At 69.9% G+C, this 18,260-nt stretch carries 21 protein-coding genes; 9 read left to right on the top strand and 12 right to left on the bottom strand.

Annotated features, from left to right (window positions below; translation table 11 throughout):
- The first annotated feature begins 187 nt into the window (after positions 1–187).
- The 3 genes from VYL96_RS15385 to VYL96_RS15375 are packed head-to-tail and all read left to right on the top strand — an operon-like array spanning position 188 to position 2,032.
- Positions 188–499 carry a hypothetical protein gene (locus VYL96_RS15385; RefSeq protein WP_131885170.1) on the top strand — a complete coding sequence of 104 codons (312 nt, stop codon included), beginning with the start codon at positions 188–190 and terminating at the stop codon, positions 497–499.
- Positions 500–548: 49 nt separating this feature from the next.
- Positions 549–1,439 carry a hypothetical protein gene (locus tag VYL96_RS15380; protein WP_131885169.1) on the top strand — a complete coding sequence of 297 codons (891 nt, stop codon included), beginning with the start codon at positions 549–551 and terminating at the stop codon, positions 1,437–1,439.
- Complete coding sequence (locus VYL96_RS15375; protein ID WP_131885168.1) at positions 1,436–2,032, top strand: hypothetical protein; 597 nt, start codon at positions 1,436–1,438, stop codon at positions 2,030–2,032. The genes VYL96_RS15380 and VYL96_RS15375 overlap by 4 nt, the downstream gene beginning before the upstream one ends.
- 33 nt (positions 2,033–2,065) lie before the next feature.
- On the opposite strand, the gene VYL96_RS15370 is transcribed toward VYL96_RS15375, so the two are convergent.
- The 9 genes from VYL96_RS15370 to VYL96_RS15330 all read right to left on the bottom strand — a co-directional run bounded on the left by VYL96_RS15370 (position 2,066) and on the right by VYL96_RS15330 (position 9,946).
- A complete protein-coding gene (locus tag VYL96_RS15370) occupies positions 2,066–2,722 on the bottom strand; it encodes a prepilin peptidase (protein WP_131885167.1) in 657 nt (218 codons plus the stop codon).
- Between the two features lies 1 nt (position 2,723).
- A complete protein-coding gene (locus VYL96_RS15365; protein ID WP_131885166.1) occupies positions 2,724–3,626 on the bottom strand; it encodes a type II secretion system F family protein in 903 nt (300 codons plus the stop codon).
- 111 nt (positions 3,627–3,737) lie between these two features.
- Complete coding sequence (locus tag VYL96_RS15360) at positions 3,738–4,679, bottom strand: type II secretion system F family protein (RefSeq protein ID WP_243699597.1); 942 nt, start codon at positions 4,677–4,679, stop codon at positions 3,738–3,740.
- Positions 4,676–6,190 carry a TadA family conjugal transfer-associated ATPase gene (locus VYL96_RS15355; RefSeq protein ID WP_131885165.1) on the bottom strand — a complete coding sequence of 505 codons (1,515 nt, stop codon included), beginning with the start codon at positions 6,188–6,190 and terminating at the stop codon, positions 4,676–4,678. The genes VYL96_RS15360 and VYL96_RS15355 overlap by 4 nt, the downstream gene beginning before the upstream one ends.
- On the bottom strand, positions 6,187–7,527 hold the full coding sequence (locus VYL96_RS15350; RefSeq protein ID WP_131885164.1) for a CpaE/TadZ family protein: 1,341 nt from the start codon (positions 7,525–7,527) through the stop codon (positions 6,187–6,189). The genes VYL96_RS15355 and VYL96_RS15350 overlap by 4 nt, the downstream gene beginning before the upstream one ends.
- The gene (cpaB, locus tag VYL96_RS15345; RefSeq protein ID WP_165928435.1) at positions 7,524–8,291 is read right to left on the bottom strand and encodes a Flp pilus assembly protein CpaB; all 768 of its coding nucleotides are present in this window, start codon (positions 8,289–8,291) and stop codon (positions 7,524–7,526) included. Before cpaB ends, VYL96_RS15350 begins: the two co-directional genes overlap by 4 nt.
- 11 nt (positions 8,292–8,302) lie before the next feature.
- Positions 8,303–9,226, bottom strand: a complete 924-nt coding sequence (locus tag VYL96_RS15340) for a pilus assembly protein TadG-related protein (protein ID WP_131885162.1) — start codon at positions 9,224–9,226, stop codon at positions 8,303–8,305.
- Complete coding sequence (locus VYL96_RS15335; protein WP_131885161.1) at positions 9,214–9,603, bottom strand: TadE/TadG family type IV pilus assembly protein; 390 nt, start codon at positions 9,601–9,603, stop codon at positions 9,214–9,216. The genes VYL96_RS15340 and VYL96_RS15335 overlap by 13 nt, the downstream gene beginning before the upstream one ends.
- A 106-nt stretch (positions 9,604–9,709) precedes the next feature.
- Entirely contained in the window at positions 9,710–9,946 is a 237-nt protein-coding gene (locus VYL96_RS15330; RefSeq protein WP_131885160.1) for a Flp family type IVb pilin, read from the bottom strand.
- Positions 9,947–10,393: 447 nt separating this feature from the next.
- On the opposite strand from VYL96_RS15330, the gene VYL96_RS15325 reads away from it, so the two are divergent.
- On the top strand, positions 10,394–11,098 hold the full coding sequence (locus VYL96_RS15325) for a superoxide dismutase family protein (RefSeq protein ID WP_131885159.1): 705 nt from the start codon (positions 10,394–10,396) through the stop codon (positions 11,096–11,098).
- A 72-nt stretch (positions 11,099–11,170) separates the two neighbouring features.
- Here VYL96_RS15325 and VYL96_RS15320 read toward each other — a convergent pair whose 3' ends face one another.
- Positions 11,171–11,743, bottom strand: a complete 573-nt coding sequence (locus VYL96_RS15320) for a peroxidase-related enzyme (protein WP_007625856.1) — start codon at positions 11,741–11,743, stop codon at positions 11,171–11,173.
- Between the two features lie 104 nt (positions 11,744–11,847).
- A complete protein-coding gene (locus VYL96_RS15315; RefSeq protein ID WP_131885158.1) occupies positions 11,848–12,258 on the bottom strand; it encodes a PPOX class F420-dependent oxidoreductase in 411 nt (136 codons plus the stop codon).
- 153 nt (positions 12,259–12,411) lie between these two features.
- Here VYL96_RS15315 and VYL96_RS15310 point away from each other — a divergent pair, with 153 nt between their 5' ends.
- Positions 12,412–13,779, top strand: a complete 1,368-nt coding sequence (locus tag VYL96_RS15310) for an MFS transporter (protein WP_131885157.1) — start codon at positions 12,412–12,414, stop codon at positions 13,777–13,779.
- Between the two features lie 162 nt (positions 13,780–13,941).
- Here VYL96_RS15310 and VYL96_RS15305 read toward each other — a convergent pair whose 3' ends face one another.
- Complete coding sequence (locus VYL96_RS15305) at positions 13,942–14,571, bottom strand: DUF1707 SHOCT-like domain-containing protein (protein ID WP_131885156.1); 630 nt, start codon at positions 14,569–14,571, stop codon at positions 13,942–13,944.
- Between the two features lie 132 nt (positions 14,572–14,703).
- Here VYL96_RS15305 and VYL96_RS15300 point away from each other — a divergent pair, with 132 nt between their 5' ends.
- The 4 genes from VYL96_RS15300 (at position 14,704) to VYL96_RS15285 (ending at position 18,260) form a co-directional block, all read left to right on the top strand.
- A complete protein-coding gene (locus VYL96_RS15300) occupies positions 14,704–15,204 on the top strand; it encodes a carboxymuconolactone decarboxylase family protein (RefSeq protein ID WP_243699596.1) in 501 nt (166 codons plus the stop codon).
- On the top strand, positions 15,201–16,145 hold the full coding sequence (locus VYL96_RS15295) for a sigma-70 family RNA polymerase sigma factor (RefSeq protein WP_131885154.1): 945 nt from the start codon (positions 15,201–15,203) through the stop codon (positions 16,143–16,145). The genes VYL96_RS15300 and VYL96_RS15295 overlap by 4 nt, the downstream gene beginning before the upstream one ends.
- A 65-nt stretch (positions 16,146–16,210) precedes the next feature.
- Positions 16,211–17,587: a TrkH family potassium uptake protein gene (locus VYL96_RS15290; RefSeq protein WP_131885153.1), complete on the top strand. Its 1,377-nt coding sequence runs from the start codon at positions 16,211–16,213 to the stop codon at positions 17,585–17,587.
- Positions 17,580–18,260 (top strand): potassium channel family protein, encoded by a 681-nt coding sequence (locus VYL96_RS15285; RefSeq protein WP_007625874.1) that lies wholly within the window; start codon positions 17,580–17,582, stop codon positions 18,258–18,260. Before VYL96_RS15290 ends, VYL96_RS15285 begins: the two co-directional genes overlap by 8 nt.

The following is an 18,260-nucleotide window of genomic DNA, read 5'->3' as shown; positions in this document are numbered from 1 at the left end:
CCCCTCCCGAATCCGCTACCCCGCGTCGGGATCCGCTACTCCCACAGCGCTAGCGAATCCCAACGCGGAGTAGCGGATTTCGTGGCTGCGGATCGGGCGACTGGAGGTCTGAGGAGCGGCCCCACTCAGCCGGATCGGGGCACTACCGTGTGCAGCGATCACATCGGTTAGCGAGGAGGGCCCGGACGTGCCTGACCACATCCCGCCCGGCGCGCCTGCGGCAGGTTCGACTGACATCGTTCCCGACCTGCTCGTGACCTTCGCGAATACCGTCGAGTTCGAATCCCGGGCCATCGGCGCGCTGTCGGATCTCGACGGAGTGGCCACCGTCGAGGCGTCGGTGCCCGGCGCCCAGCTGATCAACGGGTGCATCGGATTCCGTCAGACCGTGGAGCCGCTCATCCACCAGATCTCGGACGAGCTGAGCCAGCTCTATCTGGACATCCACGGCGCACTCGCCGCCTCGTGGGTGAGGGGAGCCTTCGACCGTGCGAACTGACCTCGCCGCGAGGCCGTTCCCGTACACCTGCCACGCGGTATACAGGCCGGTGAAGCCCGTCCGTGCGTTCTTGCTGTTCTGGGTTGTTCTCGCGTTTGTGCTCCTCTACTTCGGCCCGGTGGCCACCCAGCCTGCAGACGAGCGGACGGCCTACCCCGTGGCGCTCGGTGCCTTCTGGTTGTTCGGGATGGCGGTGATCCCGATCCGCGTGGGGTTCCGTGATGTGCTCCCGAACCGGGTCGTGAACTTCCGGGGTGCGACCTGGGTGCTGCCCAGAGTCGGTTCGGCGGAGCTCGTGCTCCTGATCTGCGCAGGCGCGTCGATGGCGGCGAGCGGCGTCTTCTACGGTGAGCTCATCGGGTGGCCGTCGACGGAGCTGGACGGAATCAACGACCCGACCGTGACAGGCCCGTTGCTGATCGTCGCGGGGGCGTCTTTCAGCCTCCTCTGCCTGTGGCAGATGCTCCGCGGGATCAGGATGACGCCCGAGTCGATCACCTACTGGCGGGGGATCGGTCGGATCACGCTGGCGTGGGACGAACTCGGAGACGCGGAGTCAACCAACGACGTCCGTGATCACGAGGGGTACCGCAAATTCCTACGCCGGTATCAGCCCGGGGCGAAGATCGTGGTCCCGCCCGAGCGCGTGTCAGGCGTGAAGGTGCGAGTGCGATGGGAGGACTTCGACACCCCGCGGCTGTTGCTGGAGACCGACTACTTCACGGTCGAGCCCAGTGCCCTCATCACCGCGATCCTCGCTCTCCGCGACCGACCTGAGCTGCGGCCACTGCTCGGCACCCGCGCGTCAAAGCTCCTGTTCGTGGGTCCGCCCTGGCGCGTGCGCCGCCACATGTACCGGACGCAGCAGTGGTGGCCGGAGGGCGCGGAGCCGGACGGCATCGCGGTCGACCGCGACGGTGTGGTCAAGGAGTTCCAGTGACACCGCTCCACGACTACGTGACCGGCCTCGGCGCCACGATCCGGCCCCACCCCGCCACCGAACCGGCTCCCGGGTCGGCCGGCTTCGTCGTCGTCGCCCCCGGCGCCACCTGGCACGACATCGACACTCTCGCTGGCGCGCCGCCCCGCACCGACACCACCGCGGTGGTCCTCGTCGCGCCCGGCCTCGCCCGGGCCGGCTTCGTCCCCAACGTGGCCGCCACGGCGAGCGTCATCGCGCCTGCCGTGCCCGCCGCCGCGCTACTCGACGCGGTGGTGGCGTGCATGGAGGGCGCCGAGGACTGGCGCGTGCGCGCCAGGTCGGTGACCGGCGCCGGAGGCCGGGACCCGAGCGGTGTGGGTGACCGGGTGAGACGCGCCGATGGCCGGACGGGCGACGGGGACGACGACGAGGACCTCACCCTCGACCTGCTCGGCGAGTACCGGCTGGGCGGGACCGGTCTCGCACTGTCGACGCTGGCGCGGGCCCGCACGGCAGGGGGCGTGACAGTGCTGCATCAGACGCACGTCACCACGCTCGCCGACCAGATCCACCACCATCGCTCCGGACTGGACGCAGCGGCTTTCGCCTGATCAGCGCGGTGACCGTGGGGCGCGCCAGCCCGTCTAACCTGCGAGGGCCGTCGAGCGCGCTACCCAGTAGGCGGCGCCGAGCACCGCGCCGAGGATCATCGCGGGGCCGAACGCGATACCGCTCTTGGCGGTGACCCGCCGGGACGCGAGAAGCACGAGAGCGACGACGGCGTTGAGGGCGAACGCCGCGAGGGTGCCGGCGAGTACGGCGGGCCAGCCGAGCCAGCCGAGGAGCGCCCCGAGCGCGCCCGACAGCTTGACGTCACCCAACCCGAGGCCGGACGGGTTGATCAACGCCAGGACGAAGTAGAAGCCGAGCAGCGTGATAGCCGCGGCGGCGGCCCGTCCGAGGCCTGCCCAGTCGTCGGTGAGCCAGGCGGACACCGCGAGCCCGGCGAACAGGATGGGGTAGAGCGGCCCCACGATCACGTCGGGGAGGCGGAACACCGCCAGGTCGATCGCGATGAGCAGGCCGCATGCCACCGCGAGTGCGGCGAACGCCACCAACTCGGCCCAGTTCGTCGCCAGCGCCGTCGCGCCGACGCCTCCGGCCGCGGAGAGGAGAACGTGCAGTCCGCTGCGCAGCCACCGCGAGTCGGACTCGACGAGGCGGCGCATCCACCGTGTGAGCGCAGCGGCGGTACCGCCGCAGAGGAGGGCGCAGATCAGGGCGGTGACAGGGGTGAGCACGTCAGGAGAACGCCTCCATCATGTTGATCACGGTCGGTCCGAGCAGCACGATGAACAGTACGGGCAGGATGCACACCAGGAGGGGGAAGATCACCTTCACCGGCACCTGCTGCGCCTTCTCCTCGGCCCGTTGCCGCCGCTTGAGCCGCATCTCGGACGCCTGGGTGCGGAGCACGTCGGCGACGGAGATGCCGTAGGCGTCGGCCTGGATGAGGGCGCGGACGAAGCGGCGCAGGTCGGGCACGTCGGTGCGCTGGGCGAGCTGCTCGTACGCGGTCCTGCGCAGCTGACCCACCTGGATCTCCTGCAGGGTCCGGATGAGCTCCTGGGCGAGCGGCCCGGTGCCGTTACGCCCGGCGCGCGCCATGGCGGAGTCGAAGCCGAGCCCGGCCTCCACGGCGATGGTCATCTGGTCGAGCGTGTCGGCCAGCTCGAGTGCGATCTCCTCGTTGCGCTCCTGACTGCGGCTCTTGAGCAGCAGTTCGGGCAGGAAGTAGCAGACCACCGCGGTGCCGAGCATGAGCAGTATCAGCAGCGGCGCCGGGTTGGTGCTGACCAACAGCAGGCCGAGCACCACCACGAGCAGCGGCGCCACGATCTTGAGCACGATCAGCCGGTCGATGGTCCAGCCGTCGGGTCGGCCCGCGCGGAGGATGAGCCGCTCGAGCCGCCGGACGGTGCTGGCGGGCGTGAACCGACGGGCGAGCGCCACCACGGAGCTGCCGGAGGCGTCATCATCTGCGGCGTCGAGGGCGGGCGCGGCTGCGTAGCCCTCGTCGAACCCGCTGCGCAGGTTGTCGAGGGTGCGGGCGCGCGCGGTGTCGCGACCGGTGAACACGACGTAGGCCAGCAGGAACACCGAGACCGTGAGGACGAACACGGCAAATGCGGCGGTCAGCGACATCCGGGGGTGCTCCTTATCTGTGGGCCGCGCCGGGGCGCGGGGCTGAGGGGATTGCGCGAGGGGCGCGGGGACGCGGGTCGAGGTGCGGGGCGGAGGGGACGCCCGGCACCGCTAGAACTTGATGCTGACCACCTTGGACAGCCAGAAACCGCCGACGATCAGCATCACCACACCGGCGCCGATCATCCCCCACCCGAGCGGACTCTCGGTGAGGGTGCCGATGTACGACGGGTTGGAGATGAACAGGAACCCGCCGATGCCGAACGGCAGCGCCATGAGCACGTAGGCGGAGAGTTTGCCCTCGGCGGCCAGTGCCTTGACCTGGCGCCGGATCTGGTTGCGTTCGCGGATGGTCTGGCCGACGCCGTCGAGCACCTCGGCCAGGTTGCCGCCGACCTCGCGGTTGATGGCGATCGCCTGGGTGACCCACACGAAGTCCTGGCTCCCCATGCGCGCGGCGGTTTCTTCGAGGGATGAGCCGAGGTCGCGACCGACGCGGGTCTCGTTGATGATGCGCGCGAACTCCTCGGAGGTGGGCTCCTCGGCCTCGCGGGCGACGGAGGCGAGCGCCTGGAGGAGGCTGTGCCCGGCGCGCAGGCTGGAGGCCATGAGCTGGAGCGAGTCGTCGAGCTGGTCCGCGAAGGCGGCACGCCGCCGCGCGGCGAGGATCTTGAGTAGCCCGACCGCGCCGATCGGCGTGAGTATCACGAGGAAGATCCCGAAGAGCGGGCCGGAGGCCACGAGACCTGCGGCGAAGGCGACGAGGGCGGCGACGACGACGAGAAAGACGAAGTCCTGGAGCCGCATGCGGACACCCGCTTGTTCGAGCGCGCCGGCTCCGGGGGCGCCGCGCTTGCTCAGGATCTTGTCGATCGCCTCGGTGGCTGCTGTCGCGACCCGGGAGAGGGCTCCCGGGCCGGCGGAGACGCCGGGCCTGCGGCGGTCGCGGGGGATGGTGCCGGGCGCGGGGGAGAGCACGAGATAGGTGCCCACCAGCAGCGCCAGGGTCAGGGCGAGCACGCCGATCCCGCCGGCGGTCAGCGCGGTGTTCACCGGATGCCTCCCGGGTTGTCGGTGGTGGCGCCGAACACGCGCGGCGAGAGGGTGATTCCGAGCTCGTTGAACCGGTCGGTGAAACGGGGCCGCACGCCGGTGGCCAGGGGCTTTCCGAGGAATCTGCCGTCGGGTCCGACACCGGCGGAGTAGTCGAACAGGAAGGCGTCCTGCAGGGTGACGGTCTGGCCCTCCATGCCCTGGACCTCGGTGACGGCGGTGACGCGGCGGGTGCCGTCGCGCAGGCGGGTGAGCTGGATGATCACGTCGACGGCGGAGGCGATCTGCTCGCGGATCGCGCGCAGCGGCAGGTCCATGCCGGCCATGAGCACGAGGGTCTCCAGTCGGGCGATGGCGTCGCGCGGGGAGTTGGCGTGCACGGTGGACAGCGAGCCGTCGTGGCCGGTGTTCATGGCCTGGAGCATGTCGAGTGTCTCGCCGCCGCGGACCTCGCCCACCACGATGCGGTCGGGCCGCATACGCAGGGAGTTGCGGACGAGGTCGCGGATGCTGATCTCGCCCTTGCCCTCGATGTTCGCCGGGCGGGACTCGAGCCGCACCACGTGGTCCTGCTGCAGCTGCAGCTCGACCGCGTCCTCGATGGTCACGATCCGCTCGCCCTCGGGGATGAACGAGGACAGCACGTTGAGCAGCGTGGTCTTACCGGTACCCGTGCCGCCGGAGACGATGATGTTCAGCCGCGCCTGCACACAGGCCTGCAGCAGTTCGGCCATTTCGGGCGTCAGCGTGCCGAAGCCGATGAGGTCGTGGACCTGGAACGGGTCACGCGAGAACTTGCGGATGGTCAGCGAGGAGCCGTTGACGGCGAGCGGCGGGATCACGGCGTTGACGCGGGAGCCGTCGGCCAGGCGCGCGTCCACGAGTGGGGAGGACTCGTCGATGCGGCGCCCGATGCGGGAGACGATCCGCTCGATGACCTGCCGCAGGTGCTCCTCCGAGGTGAAGCGTTCGCGGCTGCGGGTGATCTGGCCGGCGCGCTCGACGTAGATCATGTCGGGACCGTTGACCATGATCTCGGTGACGTCCGGGTCCTCGAGCAGCTTCTCGAGCGGCCCGTGGCCCAGCACGTCGGCCTGGACGTCGATCATGAGGCGCTTCCGCTGGTCGCTGGTCAGCGGCACGGTCTGTTCCTCGACCACCTTGTTGAGCTCGCTGCGCACCATGGTGTGCAGTTGCTCCTCGGTGAGCGCGGGGTTGTTCAGGCGGGCGCCGATCCGCTCGAACAGAGCGTGGGCGGCGTTCTCCTTGAGCGCGGCCAGGGCGTCGGCGGCGGCGGGATCCGTGCCCTCCGGCGACTGCGATGGTGCCGGTATGGGGGCGGCGGTCGGCGTCGTCGTCGTGGTCATCGTTGCGGTGGTCGGCACGGACGCCGCGGGGGGAACGGTGGCCGCGGCGTCCGGCGCCGGGGCGGTGGTCGGCGCGGTGGTGTCGACGACGACGTCGCCGGGGTGTTCGCCGCGGGCGGCGCGCAGGCGCTCGGTGAGGCTCATCGTTCGACTCTCTTACGGAGGAAGCGGTGACGTCCGCCCTCGGTGCTCTGGTTCTGGTCGCGGCCGGGCTTCAGACCCGGGAGGGCGAAGCGGCGGGTACGGCCGGTGTTCGTGGCAGTGCCGCCCGGTGCGACGGTGCTGTGGGGGGCGGGCATGCCCGGTGCGCCGGCGGGCGCAGGCGCCGGGGCGAAGCGCTCGACGAGTGTGCGGAGCTTCTTGGTCATCGGGTCGCGGACGTCGCTCTGCAGCATGGGTACGCCCTGGTTGACCGAGGCGGCGGTGGGGCGGCTGCGGGGCAGGACCAGGTCGACGCCGGCGTTGATGGTGGCCTCGACGTCTGCCTTGGTGAGTCCGCTGTGGGCGTCGGCGAAGTTGATCACCACGTGGCGGCGGTCGAAGCCCAGGCCGAGGTCGCGCAGGATATCGAGTTCCTTGCGGAGGCCGCGTACGCCGGGCACGTCCAGGCTGGTCATGATCACGAGGTCGTCGGTGTGGTCCAGGGCGGCGAGGGCGTGCTCGCCCAGGCCGGGGGCGGTGTCCACCACGACGTAGCGGAACTCGGCGGCCAGGGTCTCGAGCAGACGGGCGACGTCGTCGGGTGTGATGGCATCGGCGTCGGCGGGGTTGGTCGGGCCGCACACCGCGTAGAGGCCGGTCTCGTGTTGGGTGAGGAAGGTCTTGAGGACCATCGAGTCCCGCGCGGCCGGGCCGCGGGTCACGTCGAGGAGGGTGTGGTCGGGGTGCATGTTGAGGGCGCTGGCCACGTCGCCGAACTGCACGTCCAGGTCCACCAGGACCGTCGACAGGGGCGCCGAGCGGGCCAGACCCACCGCGAGGTTGGTGGCCACGGTCGTCTTGCCCACGCCGCCCTTGGGGGACAGGACGCTGATGACCCGCCCGCGGGCGTCGGCGTGCCCGCTGATCGCGGGGTCGCCGGGGACCGGCTGGGCAGAAGCGGAGGACTGGGCGACCTGCGCGGCGCGCTGGAGTACCCGGCCGAGCTCTTCGAGCGGGGTGGCCGGGTGCACCACGTCGCAGGCGCCGGCCCGCAGAGCGGAAAGCGCGAACGCGTCGGGCTGCTCGCTGAGCAGGACCACGGCCATCCCGGGGCACTCCGTCGACAGGCGGGCCGAGAGTCCGAGCGCCTCGTCCTCGCGGCCGGCGGTGTCGATCACGACCACCAGGGGTATGGGCGCGCCGGGGCCCAGCTGCTGGAACAGCTGCGAGGGCCCGGCCGGGACCTCGGGGCCGCTGATCAGCGCGATCTGCGACTGGATCGCGTCGGCGACGTGGCCGCCGAGGTCCGGGGAGTCGGAGATGAGGAGGAGGCGGTTCATTCGTACACGTTCCCTGGATCGACGATGCGGATTCCGTCAGCGGGCGCTTCGGGATCGACGATGGACAGCCAGATGGTTCCGTGCTCAGCTCCGAACACGATCGTCTCGGCAGCGCGGGCAGGGACCGCGAGGGTCACCATGGCGCCGCCGTCGTGGACTGGTGCGGCGGCGGGGTCGTCGCTCGCTGACGTGCTGGCCTCGTCGTCAGTTCCCTCTGAACTCGTTGAACCGGTCGCCGATGGGTTAAGCCCGCCCTGAACTCGGGTAACCAAGATCTTGTCCAGCACCAGGTGAGTCACAGGGGTCTCGAAGTTGAAAGATGCGAAAACACCGACGAGATCTCCCGGGGTGATTGTTCCCCCCACGACGCGCGCCGAGTCCAACGGGACGGTGACCTGATGCAGTCCCGGGGGAACGGGGATGCCACCGAATTTCTGCATGTCCAGGGGGCTGGCGAAGCGCCCAGCGAGGAGTTGCTCGCCGGCCTGGAGGTCGGTGGCCGCGACCATTCCTTCCAGCTCGGCCAGCGACCGCACCGGGGCCGGGCCCACTGCGGCGGAAGGGATCTCCTCGACCTCGACCAGCGTGGCCAGATCCTCGGCAGGGGTGCCCTGGCCGATGGGAGCTGAGGCAACCAGAACCTCCACCGGATCCAGGTTGGCCATCGCCCGCTCATCCGCCGCATTGACGTACGTGATGAGAAGGATGGCGCCGAGGAGGGCCACCAGCCCGGCGGCCAGGCCTGCGATGAGGCGACGACTCATGGGATTGCTCGCTAATCGGGTAGTAGGAACACGGCTGCCGCGCCCAGGTTGGGAGCGCCGGGGCCGTAGTCGAAGTCGGGTTCGGTGTGGTGGATCTGGGTGAAGTAGCCGCTGATGCAGCGGTCGCTTCCCCGGCATGGCGGATTCCAACTCTGGCCGGAGAAGTAGTAGCCGGTCACGGTGAAGGCGGCGTAGCCGTACACCTCGTACCAGGCGTTGCGGCCATTGCCGCCTCGGTCGACGTACAGCGGCAGGAGCACCGATTTCCCGCGGATCGCGGTGAGGTCGCAGCGCTTGGGGGTGTTGCCCGGTTCGCTGCCGGCCCTCTCGCCGATGCGGGTGGTGACGTGGCAGGTCTGGCCTGGGTCGGTTTCCAGCCAGCCGAAGCCGCCCGGGATGCTCTCGGCACCCATGTCGCAGCCCGTGACGTTGTCAGCGGGCTTGATCACCCGCTCAACCGTCCAGGACGGTAGGCCGCCGATGTCGCCGTGGTAGAGGTGGCACAGCGAGATGGTCAGCGGCAGGACCGCCGTGCCTCCGGTGGGTGCGCCCCAGCTCGCGCTGGCGCGCACGTTGATCTCGGACTCGTCGATTCCGAGGACCGGGGCGAACCAGTGCTGTCGCACTGCCGAGTTCTGGACCGTCACGCGGCCGGTGGCGGCCGTGGGGACCCTCGGCAGGGTGGCGACCGCGTTGCCGGAATTGCTGTTCGCGGTCGCGAACGTCTGGGCCGTGTTTTGGGGCGAACCGCAGGTGTCGCGGGCGCAATCCTGGGCGATGGCCAGAGCCGCCGCGTCGGCACCGGTCTGGAGTTGCTGCCTCTCCGCGTGCATCGCGGCGATGTCCAATGAGATGGCGGCAAAGCCGAGGAGGGGCACCATCAGGATCGCGATGATGACCGCGGCCGCGCCGCGATCGTCGTTCAACCGAAGCATCGCATGGTCCCCTTGCCGGTGAGGGTGAGGTCGTCGATGGGCAGGAAGCCCGAGACCGGCGAGAACGGATAACTGATGGTCACCGACGCCATGCCGGGGGCGGCGGCATCGGAGAAGCAAGTGGTGGGGGTGACGCTGATCATCGCGTCGGTGAGGGGGAGACCATGAGCGGAGGCCTTGGCCGTCGAGCGCGCGGCGGTGGCGTTGTCTTGCAGTGCCATCACGCGCACGCCGTCGCGCGCCGCATTGGAGAGCGTCGTCTGCACGTGAAACGCCCTACCGAATTCCATGATGCCCAGGACGAGCAACAACAGAACCGGCAGGAGAATCGCGAACTCGACGGCCGTGGCCCCGCGCTCACGTGAGGGCGGGAGCATTTCGGCGCCTGAGGGGTTGGAGGGGGAGGGGGATTCGGGATTTCGGGAGGGACTTGCTACCCCCGGTGCAGTGGTAGGTGGGCGCTGCACCGGGGTGCGGAGCTGGTTACGCGCCGCCGCCGGCGCCGGCCACGCCGGACGGTTCTTCCAGTTCGGTGGTGACCTCAGTGAACAGCGCTGCCAGCTGGTCGCCAAGCACGACCACAATCGCGATGATCGCCACCGCGATCAGCCCCACCATCAGGCCGTACTCAACAGCCGTAGCACCGCGGTCCTTGCGGTTGTCCAGACGCTCGGAGAAGAAGGCCTGCATGGTGGCCATGGCGAAGTAGAGCTGGTTCATGATGAACCCTTTCTTGCGAGGGAATGAGCCGAGGCGGCTCGAGGGGGAGGGACGCCCCGCGGAGGGCCAGAGGGAATCTGTGCGGGGACTGAGAAGAGTATGCATCTCGCTCTCAGGTTCCGCAAGCGGTTTGGACAAGTTTGTGTAACGAACATCACACAGGTGGTGCGCCAAAGGTTGCGTAACGCACGTCGCGGGCGAAAGTAGGTGCAGGCCAACGCGTCTAACTACGCGAGAACCCGGGCGGGTTCACCCGTCAGGGCGGTCGTCCTGACAGGGCGCGACCGGATCAGCAAAACGCCACGCCAAGTGAACCAAGCCGTCCCATACTTTGTGCTCGTGCCGACGTCGGGAGTCTGGCGACTGAGAAGTGGTGTCGCGCAGGGCGGTTGCAGCGACGGTGCCTCTCGGTACCGTGATGCACACGACGCCGTCCGAGGAGGTTCCATGACCGAACGCACCGTGTTCATTGCTCGACTTTCGCGCAAGAAAATGCCACTCGCCGCCCTCGGTGCATCCGTGCTCCTGCTCGCGTCATGCGGCACCGGGGAGGATTCGCCGGCGGCTCAGGGCGATGTCGAGCCCCGGGAGACCGCGACGACAACCGTGACCGAAGGCGGCGCAGATGGAGGGACCGGCGGTGGCGAGGTCTTCGCTGTTGCCGAGCTGATCAACCCCGAGGGCGAGGCCCGCGGTACGGCGGAGTTCGCCGAGGTCGACGGCGGCACGACCGTCACAGTCGAGGCCACTGGGCTCGCGCCTGGCTTCCACGGCCTCCACATCCATGGCATCGGGCTCTGCGAGCCCGACAGTGAGAACCCCAACGAGCCGGGCGAGCAGGGAGCGTTCCTGTCCGCGGGCGGTCACCTCGCCGGCCCCGACGGCGAAGCGGGCCATCCCGAACACGCCGGCGACCTCCCACCGCTCTTCGTGACCGAGGACGGAACGGCCCGCATCATGACGCTGACCGACCGACTCGACAGAGACCTGCTCCTGGACGACGACGGCTCGGCCATGATGATCCACGAGAACTCCGACAACCTCGCCAACATCCCGGAGCGCTACGCGCCCGACGGGCCCGACGAGGAGACCCGCAACGCCGGCGACGGTGGCAGCCGCGTGGCCTGCGGCGTGGTGAGCGAGCAGAACTGATCGGCCGGAGCTCAGCTGCCCGTGCGCCGGCGACCGTCCCGCGGTCACCGGCGCACGGTCCCCGGCGAGCGACTACTTCTGCCGCGGCACCCGGCCCATGAGGTAGAACTCCGGGTTCGGCCGCATGTCCGTGGCGTTGGCGAGGCGATTGCTCAGCCCGAATAGCCCGGTGATCGCGGCGATGTCCCACGCGTCCTCGTCGTCCAGGCCGTGCTCGTGCAGGGCGGCGAAGTCGGCGTCGCACAGCTCGTCCGAGCGCAGGTTGACCTTGGTGGCGAAGTCGCAGATCGCGCGCTCCCGCGGGGTCAGATCAGCCTTGCGGTAGTTCACCGCCAGCTGGTCGGCGATCTGCGGAGCCTTCTTGACGATCCGGAGGATCGCCCCGTGGGCTACCACGCAGAACAGGCAGTTGTTCTGCCCGGAGATGGTCACCACGATCATCTCCTTGTCCGCCTTGGACAGGTTGCCCTCGCGCTCCATGAGAGCGTCGTGATAGGCAAAGAACGCCCGCGACTCGGCGGGCCGCCGCCCGAACATCAGGAACACCTCGGGGACGAACCCCGCCTTCTCCTGCTCGGCGAGAATGCGCTCGCGAAGGTCCCCGGGCAGATCAGCGAGTTCGGCGAGGGGATAGCGGTCTGACATGAGGGCCTCCGGGCGTCGAGGGGCGAGGGGTGACCTCAGCGTAAGACGGCCACGCCCTCGTCGCGGGCGATGCCGCAGTCCTGCCCCCGCGGGCCCCCGCCACGTCAGTTGTCGAGGAGCCTGCCCCACACGTGGACGTGCTCGATCTCCACCCACGCGTTCACGCGCGGCCGGTCGCGGGTGGGGTAGGACTCGCCGGTGTAGTGGCGGGCGAGGGCGTCGATGCCGGACAGGTCCGGGTCGTCGGCGATCTCGGTGACCCGCCCCTGGATGCTCGCATGGGTGTACCAATCCTCGGAGGCGATGACGGACAGCGCCACCCGCGGATCGCGGCGGATGTGCTGCAACCGCACCCGGCCGGCGTCCAGGTTGAGGTGGATCCGGTCGCCGTCGACCAGTCGGTACCACGTGGGCACCGTCACCGGCGAGCCGTCCTTGCGCAGCGTCGCCATCACGCACGGGTTGGGCTTGAGGAGCAGGTCGCGGACATCGTCATCCAGGGGCGTGGCGCTCATACCAGAGAAGTGTGCTGCGTTTCCTCCCGGCTCTCCACCGGTCCGGGCCGCCCGGCCGCCTAAGAGCGTTGCCGCGACCGCCGCTGGGATCCGGGGATTGTTCAGTCCGGGAGGCTCTCTGACACGCCGGGCGTGGCAAGTAGCGTGGTCGACATGACGACCCGCACGGAGCGCCTCGACGGACTGCCGTTCACCCGCAAGCACCGCAGACTGCTGTTCGGTTCGGGCATCGGCTGGGCGCTCGACGCGATGGACGTGGGGTTGATCTCCTTCGTCATGGCCGCACTCGTCGTCCACTGGTCGCTCACGCCCACCGAGCTGTCGTGGATCGGGTCCATCGGCTTCGTCGGCATGGCCCTGGGCGCCGCGTTCGGCGGACTGCTCGCGGACAGGATCGGCCGCCGGCAGGTCTTCGCAGCGACGCTCCTGGTCTACGGGCTGGCGACCGGAGCGGCGGCCCTGTCGACCGGCGTGGCGATGCTCATCGTCCTGCGCTTCATCGTGGGGCTGGGCCTGGGCGCCGAGCTGCCCGTGGCCTCGACGCTAGTCAGTGAGTTCGCGCCGCGCCGGATCCGTGGACGCGTGGTGGTGATCCTCGAGGGGTTCTGGGCGGTCGGCTGGATCATGGCGGCGCTCATCGGCTACTTCGTGGTGCCCGTCGGCGACGACGGATGGCGCTGGGCGCTCGCTGTGGGCCTGGTCCCGGCCGCGTACGCACTGGTCGTGCGCTTCGGCCTGCCCGAGTCGGTGCGCTACCTCGAGTCGCGGGGCCGCGGCGACGAGGCCGAGCGGATCGTCCGCGAGTACGAGGCCTCTGCGGGTGTCACGCCCCCGCCCGTCGCCGCGGCTGGCGTCCCCACGACCGGTCGGTCTGACGCCGAGGCCGCCGCGACCGCGCCGGAGGCCGCATCCGCCGCGCCTGCCGAATCGGGGGAGTCCATCTGGTCCCCGCGCCTGCGCCGCCGCACCGCCGCGCTGTGGATCGTGTGGTTCGGCATCAACTTCTCCTACTACGGCGCCTTCATCTGGCTGCCCAGCCTGCTCGTCTCGCAGGGCTTCGACCTGGTCAAGTCGTTCGGCTACACGCTCATCATCACGCTCGCCCAGCTGCCGGGCTACGCCGTGGCCGCCTGGCTCATCGAGGTCTGGGGGCGGCGGGTCACGCTCGCGGTGTTCCTCGTCGGCTCGGCGGTGGCGGCCGGACTGTTCGGCCTGGCGGACTCGCCGGCCACCATCATCGCCGCCGGCATGGCGCTGTCGTTCTTCAACCTCGGCGCGTGGGGGGCCCTGTACGCGATCGGCCCCGAGCTCTACCCCACCGCCACCCGCGGGTCCGGCACCGGCGCGGCGGCGGCGTTCGGGCGGATCGCCTCCATCATCGCGCCACTGCTCGTCCCGTTCCTGCTCGATCTGGGCGACACGGTGATGGTCTTCGGTGTGTTCGCGGCGGCCTTCGTCGTCGCCGCCCTGGCCGCCTTCACCCTCCCCGAGCGCAAGGGCGTCGCCCTCGAGGACACCTGACCCCGTGCCGGGTCACGGCGCGCCGCGCGGTCACCCGCTGTCGTCGAGAAGACAGTTTCGCCCGTATCGGCCGAGTGGCCTTGTGCCGAACTGTCTTCTCGATGGTCGTCGCGCGCTCCGCTAAGCCAGCCGCCGCCCGAGCTCATCGGGTCGGCGCGGCGCTCAGTCGCGCTTCTCGCGCCCGTCGCCCAGCTCGCGAATCCGCTCCGACGCCGCCCGCAGCCTCTCCTCGCGCGCCTTCTCGTCGGCCTTCTTGAGCTTCTCGTACGTCTTCTCGTCGGAATCGGTGAACCGCAGCGCCAGCCGCGGGATCCCCAGCGTGAGCACCAGCGACGGCCACACGATCCACGCGTACTGCCAGTCCACCACGATCTGCAGGACGAGGAACGTGATGAGCGTCAGCCCGATCACCACGCCGTCCAGCGACTCGACCAGCTTGCCGCGGCGGCGCAGGTCCTCGAGGTCGGCGTCGGCGTCGCGGGCGGCCGGCGTCCGCGCGCCGGTGGGAGCCGGCACGAGAGACGACGGGGACGACGACGAGAGCGCGACCTCCCCGCCGCACGCCGTGGCCGACTGCACGATCATGCCGTCCACCGACGTCAGCGGCGTCCCGCCCGGCAGGTCGGCGAACGAGTCGCGCAGCTGGGCGAGGGTGCGGGCCGCGGCCACGTCGCCGGACCGGGCGTGGAACTGTGAGTCGTCCAGGCGCCCGGACGCGTAGTGGTCGCCGAGCACGGTGAGGGCGTGCAGCCGTTCGGCGTCGGAGAGCAGCAGGTCGTCGGGCTCGGCCATGCCGTCAAGGCTATGACCGGCGGCGCGCCCGCACCATAGGGAATCGCCCCGATTCGCGGACGCGGGGTCGTGGATTCCGACGCGTTCGACGCTGGGCTGTCACGTTTCCGGATGCTCGTGCGTCGACAAGACATGAGCACACCACAGAGCAGGAACGACCAGCGCAAGCAGGTCAGCGCAGGCGCCATGACGTCGATGCTGGCGCTCGAGGCCTATACCCGGGCCCGGGTCTCACGGGACGACAGTCACCTCGTCCGCCTGCGCGTCTCGGCGGTCAACGGCTGCAGCTACTGCGCGGCCATGCACCGCCGCGACGCCCGCAAGGACGGGTGGAGCGCCGACCGGATCGCGGCGGCCGAAGACTGGACCGCCCACACCGACGAGTTCGCGGCGGACGAGCAGGCGGTGCTGCGGTTCGCCGACGCCGTCACCCGCATCGACGGCGAGGAGTCCGTCCCCGACGAGGTGTGGAACGAGGTGGCGCGCTACCGCGGTGAGAGCGGGGCTGGACAGGTGCTGATGGACGTCGTCACCATCAACGCATGGAACCGCATAGCGATCGCCACCCGGAAGGACCCGGGGTCGCTTCGCGGGCTGATCCCGAGCGACCTCGAGCCGACCAGGCCGCGATGACCGCGGGCGTCCTCGCCGGAACGGGCGCGTCGACAGGCGAGCAGGCCGCCCCGCCCGGCGCGGCCCCGCCCGGCGCTGCCCCGTTCGACCGGGCGGCGCTCGAGCGAATCCGCGGGCGCCTGCTCGGGATCGGCTACCGCATCACCGGCACCTGGGCGGACGCCGAGGACGCCGCCGACGAGGCCCTGGCCCGACTCGTGGCACTCGACCCGGCGGACGCCCCCCGCAACACCGAGGCGTGGCTGACCACCGTCGCGACCCGACTGTGCCTGGACCGCCTCCGGCGACGGAAGCGCGAGGACTACATCGGGGCGTGGCTGCCCGAACCCGTCGACACCGCGCTGCTGCCGGCCGAGCTGGCCGAGCAGCGGGATCAGCTGCGGATCGCGGTCCTGCTGGCGTACGAGCAGCTCGGGCCCGACGAGCGGGCCGCCTTCGTCCTGCGCGAGGCCTACGACCTGCCCTACGCCCAGATCGCCGAGGCCCTGCACGCCACCGCGCCCACGGTGCGCCAGTGGGTCAGCCGCGCGCGGCACAGGCTCCAGACCGACCTGCGGCCGCCCGAGCCCGTGCCGGACGAGCTGATCGCCCGGCTCGTGGAGGCCGTGCTCGCCGGCGACCTCGAGCAGACGATCGCCGTGCTCACGTCGGACGCCCGGGTCCTGTCGGACGCAGGCGGCAAGGTCAACGCCGCCCGACGCGACATCGTCGTCGCCCGCAAGTGTGCGTACTTCCTGGTCAAGGCCATGGAGCTCGCCGAGGGTGCGGTCGCGCCGGTCGAGGTCAACGGAGAGCTCGCGCTGGCCGTGGTCTCGCGCGGGGTCCTGCGGGTGGTACAGGTCGGGGTGGTGGGCGGCCGAGTGGACCGCCTGTACTTCCACTGCAACCCGGACAAGCTCACACGTCTGGCCTTTCCCGAGGGATTCGCGGCGGCCGGCTGATTCCGTCCGCCGCCTGTCCCCGGGCGCCTCCGGCGAGCGCAGAGTGCCGGGTCTACTCTCTCGACATGGTCTCGACGATCCCGGGCGTCTTGTCCTCGGGCGCACGGGCGGTCCGCGCGTTCACGTACAGCTCACCGGCCCGCTCGGCGCTGCTGGCGTTCGCCGCGGCGATCGTGGTCTTCACGGTGCTGCTGATGATGCCGTGGGCCACCGCATCCGGCGACCCGGCGTACCTGCACGACGCGGTCTTCACCGCCACCTCCGCGGTGTCCGTGACCGGCCTGACGACGGTGGACACCGCGACGCACTGGTCCCCGGCGGGTCAGGTGGTGATCCTCGCGGGCATCCAGGTCGGTGGCCTGGGCATCGTGACGATCTCGTCTCTGCTGGCCCTGTCGGTCACCAGGCAGTTCGGCGTCCGCACGCGGCTCCTCGCGCAGACGGGGATGTCGGCGGGCGGACTGGGGGAGGTCCGATCGCTGATCACGACGATCGTCGTGTCCTCCGCCCTGGTGGAACTGGTCATCGCGCTGGTTCTCGCACCCCGTCTCATCGCCCACCACGGGTCGTTCGGGGACGGGCTCTGGCACGCCGTGTTCTATGCCGTGTCCGCGTTCAACAACGCCGGGTTCGTCCTCGACCCCGGAGGCCTGGCGCCGGTGGCGGACGATCCGGTCGTGTTCTGGGCGCTCATCTGTGCCGTGTTCCTGGGCAGCCTCGGCTTTCCCGTTCTCCTGGTGCTGTGGAAGCACCAGTGGCACCTCGGACGCTGGAATCTCCACACCCGACTCACGGTCGAGGTCAGTGTGCTCCTGATGCTCGTCGGTGCCCTGGGGTTCGCCGCGTTGGAGTGGAGCAACGGTGCCACCCTCGGCGGAGACGGCGTGGCCGACAAGCTCCAACAGTCGGTGTTCGCCTCGGTGATGATGCGTTCCGGGGGTTTCGCCGTCATCGATCCCGTCGACACCAGGGCGTCGACCATGCTCATCACCGACGCGTTGATGTTCGTCGGTGGCGGTTCGGTGTCGACCGCCGGCGGAGTCAAGGTCACCACCCTGGCCGTGATCTTCCTGGCGTTCCTCGCTGAAGCCCGCGGTCGGGAGGACACCACCGCCCACGGGCGGGCCCTGCCCACCTCCTCGATCCGGGTCGCCGTCTCCGTGGCCGGGATGGGGCTCACCCTGGTATCCGTGTCCGCCCTGACCTTGATGATCCTCACCGGCGAGGATCTTGGGCGGCCTCTGTTCGAGTCCATCTCCGCCTTCGCCACCTGTGGGTTGAGTTCAGGTCTCAGCGCTGAACTCGAGCCGGCGGGGGTGTACGTTCTGTCCGGGCTGATGTTCGCCGGCCGAGTCGGCATCATCACCTTCGCAACCGCACTGACCATGCGGGCCCAGCGGACCAGGTACCGCCTACCCGTAGAGAGGCCGATCATTGGCTGATCGCACCCGCCGCCAGTCCCCGGTTCTCATCGTCGGGCTGGGCAGATTCGGAATCTCCCTGGCCACACAACTCGTCGGCCAGGGACGCGAGGTCCTCGCCGTCGAACGCGACCACGGACTCGTACAGAGATACGCGGACTCCCTGACCCATGTCGTCGAGGCGGACGCCACGGACATCGAGGCGCTACAACAGCTCGGCGCCCGCGACTTCTCCACCGCCGTCGTGGGAGTGGGCACGTCGATCGAATCGTCCGTGCTGGTCGCGGTGAACCTCGTCGACCTCGGTATCAACCAGGTCTGGGCCAAGGCGATCAACCAGGCCCACGGGAAGATCCTCACCCGTATCGGCTGCCACCACGTGGTGTTCCCCGAACACGACGCCGGGGTCCGGGTCGCCCACCTCGTGGCCAATCAGATGATGGACTTCATCGAGTTCGACGAGAGCTTCGCCATCGTCAAGATGCGCCCACCGAGGGACGTCATCGGCCACTCGATCGACTACTGCCATCCCCGCAGACGGCACAAGGTCAACATCGTCGGCATCAAGACCCCGGGCGGTCCGTTCCAGTACGCGCAGCCGGAGACCATCATCGGCGCAGACGACGTCATCATCGTCTCCGGACACGTTCGCGACCTCGAACGCTTCGCCGACTACTCCGAGCAGAAGCGGTGA

Origin of the sequence: Dietzia maris (assembly GCF_036287335.1) — a bacterium.
In the GTDB taxonomy this organism is placed as follows: Bacteria; Actinomycetota; Actinomycetes; order Mycobacteriales; family Mycobacteriaceae; genus Dietzia; species Dietzia cinnamea.
Note: the sequence above shows the minus strand (reverse complement) of the source record. Positions and strands in the feature narration are given on the sequence as shown.